9 protein-coding genes are annotated in these 12966 nt (G+C 66.9%); all 9 read right to left on the bottom strand.

Annotated features, from left to right (window positions below; genetic code table 11):
* Nucleotides 1-13: 13 nt before the first annotated feature.
* On the bottom strand, nucleotides 14-349 hold the full coding sequence (locus ACG97_RS00240; RefSeq protein WP_047965311.1) for a YegP family protein: 336 nt from the start codon (nucleotides 347-349) through the stop codon (nucleotides 14-16).
* A gap of 226 nt (nucleotides 350-575) precedes the next feature.
* Nucleotides 576-1772 (bottom strand): amino acid aminotransferase, encoded by a 1197-nt coding sequence (locus tag ACG97_RS00235; protein WP_047965310.1) that lies wholly within the window; start codon nucleotides 1770-1772, stop codon nucleotides 576-578.
* Nucleotides 1773-1938: 166 nt separating this feature from the next.
* Nucleotides 1939-2691, bottom strand: a complete 753-nt coding sequence (gene cobA, locus ACG97_RS00230; RefSeq protein ID WP_047965309.1) for a uroporphyrinogen-III C-methyltransferase — start codon at nucleotides 2689-2691, stop codon at nucleotides 1939-1941.
* A 252-nt stretch (nucleotides 2692-2943) separates the two neighbouring features.
* On the bottom strand, nucleotides 2944-5628 hold the full coding sequence (locus ACG97_RS00225; RefSeq protein ID WP_047965308.1) for a nitrate reductase: 2685 nt from the start codon (nucleotides 5626-5628) through the stop codon (nucleotides 2944-2946).
* 39 nt (nucleotides 5629-5667) lie between these two features.
* Complete coding sequence (gene nirD, locus ACG97_RS00220) at nucleotides 5668-5985, bottom strand: nitrite reductase small subunit NirD (RefSeq protein ID WP_047965307.1); 318 nt, start codon at nucleotides 5983-5985, stop codon at nucleotides 5668-5670.
* Between the two features lie 68 nt (nucleotides 5986-6053).
* Entirely contained in the window at nucleotides 6054-8501 is a 2448-nt protein-coding gene (gene nirB / locus ACG97_RS00215) for a nitrite reductase large subunit NirB (protein WP_047965306.1), read from the bottom strand.
* A gap of 306 nt (nucleotides 8502-8807) precedes the next feature.
* A complete protein-coding gene (locus tag ACG97_RS00210) occupies nucleotides 8808-10472 on the bottom strand; it encodes a bifunctional protein-serine/threonine kinase/phosphatase (RefSeq protein ID WP_047965305.1) in 1665 nt (554 codons plus the stop codon).
* 110 nt (nucleotides 10473-10582) lie between these two features.
* A complete protein-coding gene (locus tag ACG97_RS00205; protein WP_047965304.1) occupies nucleotides 10583-11794 on the bottom strand; it encodes a NarK/NasA family nitrate transporter in 1212 nt (403 codons plus the stop codon).
* 379 nt (nucleotides 11795-12173) lie between these two features.
* On the bottom strand, nucleotides 12174-12965 hold the full coding sequence (locus ACG97_RS00200) for an ABC transporter ATP-binding protein (RefSeq protein WP_047965303.1): 792 nt from the start codon (nucleotides 12963-12965) through the stop codon (nucleotides 12174-12176).
* Nucleotide 12966 lies beyond the last annotated feature (1 nt).

Genomic DNA, 12966 nt, shown 5'->3' with positions numbered 1-12966 from the left:
CCGTGTCCGCGCTTTAGCCGGTCAGATCCTTGATCGTGGTTGATCCACCGTTGGTCTTGACGCTGTCGATGCCGTTATCGCGTGCCGCCTCGCTGCTGTACATCTGGCTGCTGCCGATGACCTGGTGATTGCCGGCCTTGAGATTGAAAAACGCCTTGCCGTTGGTCGCGGTCTTGCGCTCGTAACGCTCCTCCAGCGGACTGTTGGCCTGCACCGAGGCGATACCGCTCTCCGCGGCGGCGCGGGTGTGGTACAGCTCGCTACTGAGAATGGTTTCCGCATTGCCCGCCTTCAGCACAAAACGGAACTGCCCGTCGCTGCTTTTGCTCAATTCGAACCAACCTGCCATGTGACGACTCCTTGTTGTGACGTTGACAAACACCCCAAGACGAGCGGCGATGACCACTCTGCGTACCACCGCCCGGCGGCAGTCCATGCCAAACAGCTTAGCAGAGCCGGCACGCCAGTACCAAGCCCGAGGCATGCCATGAAAAAAGACACACCACAAATAAGTGCGCAATAAAAAACGCCCCGTGACCACACGGGGCGTTTTGGCAAGCCATGGTTGGCCGCAATCAGGCTTTCAGTACTTCCGCCATCGCATCGGCAACGTATTCCACGTTGCGGCTGTTGAGACCGGCCACGCACATGCGACCGGAGCGCACCAGATACACCGCGAACTCTTCGCGCAGGCGATCCACCTGCTCCGGTGTCAGCCCGGTGTAGCTGAACATGCCGCGCTGCTTGATGAAGTAGCTGAAATCGCGGCCCGGCACCTTGGCCGACAGCACCGCGTACAGCTTCTGGCGCATCGCCTTGATGCGCTCGCGCATCTCGGTCACTTCGCCTTCCCACTCGGCGCGCAGTGCCGGCTCGGTCATCACCATGGCGGTCACCTGGCCGCCGTGGGTTGGCGGGCTGGAATAGTTGCGGCGCACGGTGGCCTTAAGCTGGCCCAACACGCGGCCGGCTTCTTCGGCATCGTGGCACACCACCGACAGGCCGCCACAGCGCTCGCCGTAGAACGACAGGTTCTTGGAGAACGAGTTGCTGACAAAGAAGCTGACGCCGGCGGCGGTCATCGCGCGGATGGCAAATACGTCATCCTCCAGGCTGTCGCCGAAGCCCTGGTAGGCGATGTCCATGAATGGCAGCAGGTCACGCTGCTTCACCACCTCGATTACCTGCTCCCACTGGGCATTGGAGAGATCGACGCCGGTCGGGTTGTGGCAGCACGGGTGCAGCAGCACGATGGTCTTGGCCGGCAGCGCCTGGAAGCAGGCGATCATCTCGTCGAACTTCACCCCTCCGGTGGCGGCGTCGTAGTACGGGTAGTCGTGCACCACGAAGCCGGCCCCTTCGAACATGGCGCGGTGGTTGTCCCAGGTCGGCGCGCTGACCCACACTTCGCTGCCCGGGAAGTAGCGCTTGAGCAGATCGCCGCCGATCTTCAGCGCGCCGGAGCCGCCGATGGTCTGGATGGTGGCAATGCGACCGGCGGTTACCGCTTCGTGGCCGGCGCCCCACAGCAACTGCTGCACCGCGGTGCGGTAGTTGGCGGCGCCTTCCATCGGCTGGTAGGAGCGTGCACCGGCACTGGCCACGCGCGCGGCTTCGGCCTTCTGCACCGACGGCAGCAGCGGAATGCGGCCTTCCTCGTCGTAGTACAGGCCGATGCCGAGGTTGACTTTCGGATTGCGGGTGTCCTTGTTGAAGGTTTCAACCAGGGTCAGGATCGGGTCGCCGGCGTAGGCTTCGACATGCTGGAACATAGTTTTCCTGTTTCTCTCTTGTCTGGATCGGGTGGCAAACAAGCCATAAACCTAACATAAAGCCTGCTTTTTCACAGCATCGACACCGACAAGCCGCCAAATCTGCAGCAACATTGCCGCAAATATCATTTTCAGGCCACTAAATTGCCAGCCACCCGCCAGGGTCTTACACCGCGATGGGCCACGCCTGCTCGGCCACCGTTACCTGCGCCAGTGCCGCCACCTCGCCCAGCACGATCACCGCCGGGCTGGCCAGGCCGCTGCGCGCCACATCGGCGGCCAGGGTTTGCAATCGGGTAACGATGTGGCGCTGCTCGGCACAGCCGGCGCGGTGCACCACCGCCACCGGCAGGCTGGCGGCAAAGCCGGCGGCGATCAGCTCGCTGGCCAGCGCCTCGACATCGCTCATGCCCATGTAGCAGACCACGGTCAGCTGTGATGCCGCCAGCGCCTGCCAGTCCGGACGCGAGCCGTCCACGGTGTGCGCGGTGACCAGCGCCACGCCGCGGGCGACGCTGCGGTGCGTCAGCGGCAGGCCCAGCGCCGGGCCGACGGCAAGACCGGCGGTGATGCCGCCGACGGCCTCCACGTCCACGCCGCGCTCCGCCAGCCACGCCCACTCCTCGCCGCCGCGGCCGAAGATGAACGGATCGCCGCCCTTCACCCGTGCCACGGTCTTGCCCTGCCGTGCGTAACGCGCCATCAGGCGCAGAATGAAGGCCTGCGGCGTCGACTTGCAGCCGCCGCGCTTGCCGACGTGCACGATGCGGGTGCCGGGGCGGGCAAAATCGAGAATGTCGCGGCCGACCAGATCATCCACCAGCCAGGTGTCACAGGACTGCAGCACGCGCAGCGCCTTCAGGGTCAGCAACTCCGCATCGCCGGGACCTGCGCCGATTAACCATACCTTGCCGTTCATGAGATTTCCTTTGCGTGTGCGGCCTGTTAGAACCTGATCACAATCTGCTGCGCCTTCGTGATCCTGCGTTGGGATTGGCCAAAAAATGCTCATTGACTTCGTGTCAACTGCGCTTTTTTGGCCAATCCCGCCTTGTCTGACTTTGGCTCGCGAGATCGTGAATACGTTCCTAACCCTGCCGGCCACCATACCTGAAACAAAAAGTTCGATTAGACCAATGTTTTATAACCAAATATCGCAAAACCAGCGCTATTACGCCGCCACCATGCGCACCAGCTCCGGCACACAGGAGCCGCAGCCTGTGCCGCAGCGCAGCTCGCGCTTCAGCCCGTCCACGTCCAGCCCCTTGGCGATGCCGGCGCAGATCGCATCCTCGCGCACGCCTTCGCAGGAGCACACCACGCGCGAACGCACCGCGCCGCGCGCCTGCCCGGTCAGCAGCGCCGACAGGCTGTCCGGTGCCGAGCCGCCGTCCAGCCAGCTGCTCAGCGCCTCGTCGGCGCGCACGTCGCCGGCCAGCACGAAGCCCAGCGGCTGTTTCGCCTGCAGCCACACCCGCCGCAGGATGCCGCGCGCCGGGTCGTCCAGCGCCGCCGACAGGCTGCCGGCCGGCTCCAGCACGCTGGCCAGCTGTTGCAGCACGGCGGCGTCCGGTGCCGCGCTGGCGGCCAGCCGCAGCCGCAGCGCCTCCACGCCGCCGAGCATCACCGGCACCGCCACCGCATACGGGAACAGCGCGCGCAACGCGTCCAGCCGCGCCCGTGCCGCCAGCGCGTCGCCCTTCAGCAGCAGCGTGGCGCGCCACGGCAGCCTGGCCGCTTCCACCGCCACCGCGGCGTGCTTCAGCTCCGGCTGCCGCGACAGCGGATCGCCTACGCGGGTGGTCAGCGCGTTGATACCCTGCCCGCCCAGTGCGGCGCCGCCCCAGTGCATCGGGATGAAGGCCACGCCGGGACGCAGCTTGTCATCGGCCACCACCGGCAGGTAGATCGCGCCGCGCTTGTTGCGCACCTTGACCAGGTCGCCGCTGTTCAGGCGCTGGCGCTGCAGGTCGCGCGGGTGCATCGCCAGCTGCGGCTCTTCCACGTGACGGGTCAGTGCCGGCACCAGCGCGGTGCGGCTCATGGTGTGCCAGTGGTCACGCAGGCGGCCCGTGGTCAGGCGCAGCGGGAAGTGTGCCGACACCTTGTCGCTGACCGTGCGCCAGGCGACATCGACAAACTGCGCGCGGCCGCTGGCGGTGGCGAACACGCCGTCGCCGTACAGCCGGGCGGTGCCGTGACCGTCGCGGAACGGCCACTGCTGCGGCCCGCGCTCGTCCAGCAGCGCGTAGCTGAGTGCGCTGTAGTCCAGATCGCGGCCGGCGGTGGTGGTGGCGTGCTCGGCGAACACCGCGGCGGCATCGACAAAGCCGAAGGCCGGCAGCCGCTCCGGCGCCAGGCTTGCGGCCAACCTTTGCGCCACGTCGTCGGCGATGCGCCAGTCTTCGCGCGCCTGCCCCGGTGCCGGCAGCGCGGCGCGCACGCGGCTGATGCGGCGCTCGCTGTTGGTGACGGTGCCGTCCTTCTCCGGCCAGGTGGCGGCCGGCAGCACGATGTCGGCGTAGGCCAGCGTTTCGCTGCTGTTGAACGCTTCCTGCACGATCACGCAGTCCACCTTTTCCAGCGCGGCGCGCACCAGCGCCTGCTCCGGCATCGACTGCGCCGGGTTGGTGCACACGATCCACAGCACCTTGATCTTGCCGGCGGCCGCAGCCTCGAACAGTTCCACCGCCGCCAGCCCCGGCGTGGCCGGCAGCGCCGGCACACCCCACAACGCCGCCACTTCGGCGCGGTGTGCGGCATTGCCCGGCTCGCGGTGACCGGGCAAGGCGGTGGCGAGACCGCCGACCTCGCGCCCGCCCATCGCGTTGGGCTGGCCGGTCAGCGAAAACGGGCCGCAGCCGGGGCGGCCGATGTGGCCGGCAGCCAGGTGCAGGTGGATCAGCGCCGCGTTCTTGTCGCTGCCGTTGCTGTACTGGTTCAGACCCATGGTGTAACAGGACAGCGTGGCCGCGCTTTTGGCAAACCAGCGCGCGGCGGTGACCAGATCCTGCTCGCTGATGCCGCACAGCTCGGCGGCGGCGCGCGGGGTGAATTCCTGCAGCCGCCGCTTGAGCACGGCAAACCCTTCCGTATGTTGTTCGATAAAGGCGCGGTCGATCAGCTCTTCCCAGATCATCACGTTGAGCATGCCGTGGAACAGCGCCACATCGGTGCCGGGCAGCACCGGCAGGTACAGGTCGGCGATGCTGGCGGTGTCGGTACGGCGCGGATCGACGACGATGATCTTCATCGCCGGGTTGGCCGCCTTGGCGTCTTCCAGGCGACGGAACAGCACCGGGTGGGCGAAGGCCATGTTGGAGCCGGCGATCAGCACGCACTCGGCGTGATCGAAGTCGTCGTAGCAGGCCGGCGGCGCGTCGGCGCCCAGCGTCAGCTTGTAGCCGGTGACGGCGCTGGACATGCACAGCCGCGAGTTGGTGTCGACGTTATTGGTGCCGACCAGGCCGCGCGCCAGCTTGTTGAACAGGTAGTAGTCCTCGGTCAGCAGCTGGCCGGACAGGTAAAAGCCGACCGAATCCGGGCCGTGCTGGCGGATGGTGTCGGCAAGCCTTGCACTGACCGCCTCCAGCGCGCTATCCCAGCTGACTTCCTGCGCCGGCTCGTCCTTGGACAGGCGCAAGGTTGGCCGCAACAGCCGTGCCGATGGCCGGCCGGTGGTGTCGCCGAGGGTGCGGCCCTTGCTGCACAGGCGGCCGAAATTGGCCGGATGGGCGCCGTCGCCGGTCACCGCCAGCACGCGGCTACCGTCGGTGGTGATCTCGACGCCGCAGCCGGTGCCGCAATAGCAGCAGATGGAGGAGACGGTGTGGTGGTGTCCCGTTGTTTCAGTCATGTTCTAGTCTCCTTGCGGCCAACCTTGTTGATGCAATGCTCAGTCCAGCGCCAGAAAGATGGCGCCCGCTTCCAGCTTCACCGGGATGTGGCCGCTACAGCCCTCGTCCGGCGCGCAGGCCTGGCCGGTGGCCAGATCGATATTCCAGTTGTGCAGCGGGCAGGTCACGGTGCGGCCGGAGACGATGCCCTGCGACAGCGGCCCGCCCTTGTGCGGGCACTTGTCGACCAGCGCGAACACCTGGTCGTCGATGGTGCGGAAGATGGCGATGTCGTCGCCGTCGTCACGCTTCAGCACGCGGGCGCCCTGCGCCGGGATGTCGTTCAGCTGGCAGATGGTTTTCCAGTTGCGGCTCATGGTGTGATCCTTTTGGTGGTGGCCACGGCGGCGCGGTGGCTGCCGTGGCCGATGGACAAGTCGCCGGTTCAGGCGGTAACCGTTTCGATGCTCAGCGCTTCAAACTCGTGGCGGGCGACACCACCCTTGGTGCGCTCCGCCCACGGGTCCTGCTCGAAGGTCAGCGCGAACTTCAGCCGTGCGTACAGCTCGTTGCGGCCAGCCTCGTCGGCCAGCACCCGCTGCTTGATGTATTCCATGCCGACGCGGTGCAGGTAGTGCACGGTGCGCTCCAGATAGAACGCCTCCTCGCGGTACAGCTGCAGGAAGGCGCCGCTGTACACCATCACCTCGTCGTGCGTTTTCACCTTGCACAGAAACTCGGCCACCTCGGTCTTGATGCCGCCGTTGCCGCCGATGTACAGCTCCCAGCCGGAATCGACGCCGATGATGCCCACATCCTTGATGCCGGCCTCGGAGCAGTTGCGCGGGCAGCCGGACACCGCCAGCTTGACCTTGGCCGGGCTCCACATGCCGAACAGGTCGTGTTCCAGATCGATGCCCATCTGCGTCGAATCCTGGGTGCCGAAGCGGCAGAACTCGCTGCCGACACAGGTTTTCACCGTGCGCAGGCTCTTGCCGTAGGCGTGGCCGGACGGCATGTCCAGGTCGGCCCACACTTTCGGCAGGTCTTCCTTCTTCACCCCCAGGAGGTCGATACGCTGGCCGCCGGTGACCTTCACCATCGGGATGTCGTACTTGTCGGCGACATCGGCGATGCGGCGCAGCTCGGACGGGTTGGTGACGCCGCCCCACATCCGCGGGATCACCGAGTAGGTGCCGTCCTTCTGGATGTTGGCGTGCACGCGTTCGTTGATGAAGCGCGACTGCGGATCGTCCTTCGCCTCGCCCGGCCAGCTGGAGATCAGGTAGTAGTTGATTGCCGGACGGCAGCTGCTGCAGCCGTCCATCGAGCGCCAGTCCAGCGCGGTGAAGGTGTCCGCCAGCGAGGTCAGGTGCTGCTCGCGGATCGCCTGCCGCACCTGGCCATGGTTGAGGTCGGTACAGCCGCAGATCGCCTTTTCCGATTTCGGCTTCACGTCGGCGGCGCCGCCGACGCAGTTGATCAGGATCTGCTCCACCAGGCCGGTGCAGGAGCCGCAGGAGCTGGCCGCCTTGGTGTGCTTTTTCACCTCGTCGACGGTGAACAGGCCCTTTTCCTGGATCGCCTTGACGATGCTGCCTTTGCACACGCCGTTGCAGCCGCACACTTCGGCGTCGTCGCTCATGCCCATCGCGCGGTTCTGGCCGGCGTGGCCGACGTCGCCGATGGCGCCCTCGCCCAGCATCAGCTGTTCGCGCATTTCGTGGATGGCGTGGCCTTCGCGGATCAGGCGGAAGTACCAGCCGCCGTCGGCGGTGTCGCCGTACAGGCAGGCGCCAACCAGCTTGTCATCCTTGACGATCAGCTTCTTGTAGATGCCGCCGACCGGATCGGACAGCGTGATTTCCTCGTGGCCGTCACCGCCCATGAAGTTGCCGGCAGAGAACAGGTCCACCCCGGTCACCTTCAGCTTGGTGCTGGTGGCCGCCGGCACGTAGCGGGCGATGCCGAAGTTGGCCAGATGGTTGGCCACCACTTTCGCCATGTCGAACAGCGGCGCCACCAGGCCGTAGCTGACGCCGCGGTGGCTGACGCACTCGCCCACCGCGTACACGCGCGGGTCGAAGGTCTGCATGAAGTCGTTGACCACGATGCCGCGGTCGCAGTAGATGCCGCTCTGTTCCGCCAGGCTGAAGTTGGGGCGGATGCCGACCGCCATCACCACCAGATCGGCCGGCACTTCCTCGCCGTCCTTGAAGCGCACACTGGCGACGCGGCCGCTGCTGCCGGCGACCAGCTCGGCGGTCTGCTTCTGCAGCAGGAAGTTCAGGCCGCGTTCCTGCAGCGTGTCCTGCAGCATGGCGGCGGCGGTGCGATCCAGCTGGCGGTCGAGCAGCCATTCACCGAGGTGCACCACGGTCACCTTCATGCCGCGTGCGGCGAGACCGTTGGCCGCTTCCAGCCCCAGCAGGCCGCCGCCGATCACCACCGCGTGCTGATGGTTGGCCGCGGCATCGATCATGGTGTTGACGTCGTGGATATCACGGAAGGTGACCACGCCGTCCAGTTCCTTGCCCGGCACCGGCAGGATGAACGGATTGGAGCCGGTGGCCAGCAGCAGGCGGTCGTACTCGGCGGTGGTGCCATCGGCGGCGCGCACGATGCGGCGGCCGCGGTCGATCTCCACCACTTCCTTGCCCAGATGCAGGGTGATGCCGTGCTCGGCATACCAGTCGACATCGTTGAGCATGATTTCCGGCAGCGTCTGTTCGCCGGTCAGCACCGGCGACAGCAGGATGCGGTTGTAGTTGGCGTACGGTTCGGCACCGAACACGGTGATGTCGTACAGCTCCGGGGTCAGCTTGAGCAGCTCTTCCAGCGTGCGCACCCCGGCCATGCCGTTGCCGACCATTACCAATTTGAGCTTCTTCATGGTGTTTCCTTTGTCTGATTTGCGACGCATTGCGCGGTGTCCTGCCTGCGCCGCCCGTCGTCATTGCCGTAGCGGTGCCGAAACGAAAAAAGGTCCGCCGGTGTGACTTGCGCCACGCCGAACGGACCTCATTGTCCCTGTCCCGGTCACCGCCATTGGCGACCCGGACAATCTGATTGTGCCTGTCTTAATGCAAAGGCCGTGCCAGCCTGCAAACCCCTTATTTTGCGGCCAACCCTGGCCGTGGCCGCCCTGATTTGCCTGTCTATGGTGCACGGCAGCACCAAAAACAGGCAGCCGCACCAGTCAGCGCAGCAGCAGCGCGTACAGCAACACCAGATTCGCCAGCAGCGAAACCAGCGCCAGCGTGCGCCACAGCCGCAGCGGCGCCCGCTCCGCCCACGGCACGCGCTGCAGGCGGCGCTGTGGCACGCTGTCGCCGCGCTCCAGCGCCAGCTGCATTTCCTCGGCGGTTTCGAAGCGCTGCCCCGGCTCGCGCGCCACCGCCTTCAGCAGCAGGTTGTCCAGCCACAGCGGCACATCCGGGCGCTGGCGCGAGGCCGGCTGCGGCGCGTCGAAATGCGGCGTCTGGAACGCCTCGATCTCGCCGTAGGGATAGCGGCCGGTCAGCAGCTGGTACAGGGTGACGCCGGCGGCGTACAGGTCGCTGCTGCTGCTCGACTTGCCGCCGGCAAAACGTTCCGGCGCCATGTAGCTGGCGGTGCCGGGGCCGGGGCCGTCATGCTCCGGCGTCAGCCCGGCGCAGTAGGCGACGCCTAGATCGAGCAGGCGCAGCTGCCCGTCGCGGCCCAGGTGCACATTCTCTGGCTTGATGTCGCGGTGCACGATGCCGAGGCGGTGTAAGGCCGACATCGCGCGGCACAGTGCGAGCCCGATGGCGACCACCTCGCTGATGCCGAAACGTTGCTGCGCCAGCCGTGCGGCCAACGTTTCGCCGTCGTGCCAGCGCTGCAGGTAGTACAGGTGCTGGCGTTCGATACCGGTGGCGACCTCGGCGAAATACGGCGAGCTGATGCGTTTTTGCAGCCACTCCTCCACCAGCAGCGCCTGCTCCGCGCCCGGGTCGCCGGCCAGCAGCGGCGGCAACGTCTTCAGCACCCAGTGCCGGCCGGCGGCGTCGGCGACGCGATAGGCCAGCCCGCCGGGCGAGGCGTGCAGGCTGGCCACCACTGTCAGCCCTTCGAACGGCTGGCCGTCGCGCAGCTTCGGCGGCAGCGGCAGGCTGGTGCAGCGCGCCAGCTCGTCGGCCAGTGCGCCCTGCGGCAGCGCCTCCACCCGCAGCACCAGCGCCGACAGGTTGTCCTGCGCGCCGGCGGCCAGTGCCGCTTCGCACAGCACGCTGGCGGCGCGCTGCACGTCGAGGTGCAGGTGCAGGATCTCGTCGATGCGCTTGTCGCCCAGCGCCTGCCACACGCCGTCGCACAGCAGCGCGAACACGTCGCCGGCGTGCAGGTCGCCGTCGCAGAAATCCGGCATCACGTGCTCGTCCAGCCCCATGCCGCGCTTGAGCACGTGCGACAGCGACGCTTCCTCCCACACGTGATCGACGGTCAGCTGCGTCAGCCGCCCCTGGCTGAGCCGGTAGACGCGGCAGTCGCCGACGTGGGCGACGGTGTAGCGGTGGCCGCGCAGCACCAGCGCCGACAGCGCCGCCACCAGCGGCTTGCCCTGCGCGCGCAGCCAGCGGTTGTGCGCCGCAAGCAGCCGGTCCAGTGCCGACGACACTGCCCACGTTTCCGGCGTGGCGTAGTAGTCGGCGCACACCGCCCGGATGGTGGACTGCGCCGCCAGGCGGCCGTCGGCACAGCCGGAGACGCCATCGGCCAGCGCGAACAGCGCGCCCTTGCTGGTCAACAGCCCGTCCTGCGGCACGCTCCAGCCCAGCGCGTCCTCGTTGCGTTCACGGCGGCCGGCGTCGCTGGCGTGGCCGACTGCAAGTTGCAAGCTCATGGTGCTTCCCTGCTAGAAATAATGCCCGCTTAAAGATGATGCCCTGCTCCAGCACGGCGTAACGGGGCGGGATCCGTGATCCCGCCCCGCTGATGGACAGAAGCTGCCGCTTACACCCGTGCCGCGGTCACGTTGCTGGCGCCCCAGGTGGTGCGCCAGCGCAGCTTCACGCCGTGCAGGCCGATCCACGCCACCACGCCGAGGCTGGCGAACAGCCACAGCCCGAGCTGGTAGTTGCCGGTGTGCTGCTTGACGAGGCCCAGCCCGGCGGCGAGCAGGAAGCCGCCGATGCCGCCGGCCATGCCGATCAGCCCGGTCATCACCCCGATTTCCTTGCGGAAGCGCTGCGGCACCAGCTGGAACACCGCGCCGTTGCCGCTACCCAGTGCCAGCATCGCGCCGACAAACAGCGCCAGCGCCACGTTGACCTGCGGCAGGTTGAAGCCGACCACCGCGATCAGCAACGCCGCGGCGGTGTACATCACCAGCAGGGTGCGGATGCCGCCGATACGGTCGGCCAGCGCACCGCCCAGTGGCCGCATCAGCGAGCCGGCGAACACGCAGGCGGCGGTGTAGTAGCCGGCGGTGACGGCATTGAGACCATACTGGTCATGGAAGTAGCCCGGCAGCGCGCTGGCGAGGCCGGCAAAGCCGCCGAAGGTCACACAGTAGAAGAACATGAACCACCAGCTGTCCTTGTCGCCCAGCACGCGCAGGTAGTCGGCCAGCGCCTTCGGCTTGGGACGCTGCGGCGCGTTCTGCGCAAACAGGCAGAACAGCACGAACACCACGGAGAGCGGCAGCACCGCGAGGCCGAATACGTTTTCCCAACCATAGAGTGCGGCCAACGTTGGCGCCAGCAGCGCGGCAAACACAGTGCCGGAGTTGCCGGCACCGGCGATGCCCATCGCCTTGCCCTGGTGCTCGGGCGGATACCACTGCGACGCCAGCGGCAGCGACACAGCGAAGGCGGCACCGGCCACGCCGAGGAATACCCCCAGCAACAGCGCCTGCGACAGCGACTGGATGCCGTGCAGCCAGGCAAAGCCCAGCGCCAGCATCACCACCACCTGGCCGAGGATGCCGGCGAATTTCGGCGAGAAGCGGTCCACCAGCAGGCCCATGCCGAAGCGCAGCAGGGCGCCGGCCAGGATCGGCGTCGCCACCATCAGCCCGCGCTGCTGCGCCGACAGCTGCAGGGCCTCGGCGATCTGGATCGCCAGCGGCCCGAGGATGTACCACACCATGAAGCTGAGGTCGAAATAGAGGAACGACACCAGCAGTGTCGGGGTATGGCCTGCCTTCCAGAAGTCCTTGCTCATTGTCTTGTTCCTTGAAAGATGTCCGTGATCGATCAGGCGGCGCGCCGGGGGCGCCGCGGCGGTCCGTGCCGCAAAAAAGCAAAGAGGCCCGTTGCCCGCGGTATCGCACCACGCGCAACGGACCTCTTTGTCCAAGCCCGCATCGCCGCCATTGGCAACCGGGACAATCATCTGCAGCGTTACCTGAGCAAGTGCCGTGCCAGCCGAATACGGCATTTTGGCCACCCAATCGCCACCTTTGCCTACAGCGGCGCCTGCCAATGGTGCACAGCAGCACCAAAAGCAGGCAGCTGATCGCAGGCCCCATGAAAAAACCGGGCCAGCGGCCCGGTGTCAACAACGTGTCGCCACGTCAGGGGATGCAGCCTGCCGTTGCCGCTCAGGCTGCCTCTTTGCGGTGTTTCTGGTACAGGAAATCCAGCACCGCGCCGCGATAGCGGTGATAGTCGGCGTCGCCCGCCAGCGCCAGCCGGTTACGCGGCCGTGGCAGCTGCACCTCCAGGATCTCGCCGACGGTGGCCGCCGGGCCATTGGTCATCATCACGATGCGATCGGACAGCAGCACCGCCTCGTCCACGTCGTGCGTCACCATCACCACGGTGCTGCCGGTGGCATCGACGATCTTCACCATCTCGTCCTGCAGGTTGGCGCGTGTCAGCGCGTCCAGCGCGCCGAACGGCTCGTCCATCAGCAGCACCTTCGGTTCCATCGCCAGCGCGCGGGCGATGCCGACACGCTGCTTCATGCCGCCGGAGATCTCGTGCGGGTGCTTGTCGCGGGCATGGCTCAGCCCCACCAGCGCCAGCGCGGCGTCGGTGCGCGCGGCCAGCTGCGCCTTGTCCTCCTTCGCGCCGAACACGCGCTCCACCGCCAGCAGGATGTTGCCGTAGCAGGACAGCCACGGCAGCAGGCTGTGGTTCTGGAACACCACCGCGCGCTCGGGGCCGGGGCCGTCGATCTCGCGGCCGTTGCACAGCGCGATGCCGTCGGACGGCTCCAGCAGCCCGGCGATGATGTTGAGCACCGTAGACTTGCCGCAGCCGGAGTGGCCAATCAGCGACACCACCTCACCCTGGCGGATGGTGAGATTGATGTCCTGCAGCGCGACGAAGCGGCCTTTTTTGGTATCGAAGTGCTTTTGCACGTTTTCCAGCTCGACGAAGCGTTCCATG

Origin of the sequence: Vogesella sp. EB, from assembly GCF_001037925.1 — a bacterium.
Lineage (GTDB): Bacteria > Pseudomonadota > Gammaproteobacteria > Burkholderiales > Chromobacteriaceae > Vogesella > Vogesella indigofera.
The sequence above is the reverse complement of the archived record's forward strand: the minus strand, read 5'-3'. Positions and strand labels throughout refer to the sequence as shown.